Origin of the sequence: Micrococcus luteus (assembly GCF_022664405.1) — a bacterium.
GTDB lineage: Bacteria > Actinomycetota > Actinomycetes > Actinomycetales > Micrococcaceae > Micrococcus > Micrococcus luteus.
In genome coordinates, this window is sequence record NZ_JAKRLB010000056.1 from 1 (window position 1) to 673 (window position 673).

1 protein-coding gene is annotated in these 673 nt (G+C 67.8%); it reads right to left on the reverse strand.

What is annotated here, in order from left to right; translation table 11 throughout:
* Nucleotides 1-673 (reverse strand): integrase core domain-containing protein (locus MF605_RS11890; protein WP_242821299.1); only part of this gene is annotated, 673 nt, incomplete at its 5' end.

Genomic DNA, 673 nt, shown 5'->3' on the forward strand with positions numbered 1-673 from the left:
CTAGGTGTAAGAGGTCATGACGTTGTTGACACGCACCGGGGCCAACGAGGCCGGAGGAGCCTCTCCGCAGGAGGTATGAGGCCGATGATAGTTGTAGTGGTTCACCCACACCTGCAGGGCCTCACGCCGAGCCCGCTCTGAGGAGTACGGGCGGGCGTAGAGGACCTCGTCCACCATCAGCCGGTTGTAGCGTTCGACCTTCCCGTTGTGACGCGGGGTGTAGGGGCGGATCCGGTGATGCCGGCCCCCGAGCGAGACCACCTTGGCGGTGAAGTCCACGGCCCGGTAGTTGTTCCCGTTGTCCGTGACCACCCGGTCCACGGTGATGCCGTGCGCGGCGAAGAACGCCCGCGCCCGGCAGAAGAACCCGATCGTGGTCACCGTCCGCTCATCCTCCAACGCCTCGGTGTAGGCCAGGCGGGTGAACCCGTCGATCGCCGAGTGCAGGTAGGTGTACCCGACCCGTCGGCCAGGCCCGCGCTTGGCTGCTCGCGCGTTCTCGGAGTCCCGGCCGTGAGCACGCCAGCCGCCCCCGTCAGGGATCTTCCCGATCTTCTTCACGTCCAGGTGCACCATGTGCCCCGGGCCGCGGGCGGTGATCTTCTGCGGTCGTTGGCGCAGGTCCTCACCCGTGGGCGCGAGGTCTGGCAACCGGGAGATGCCCAGCCGGTGC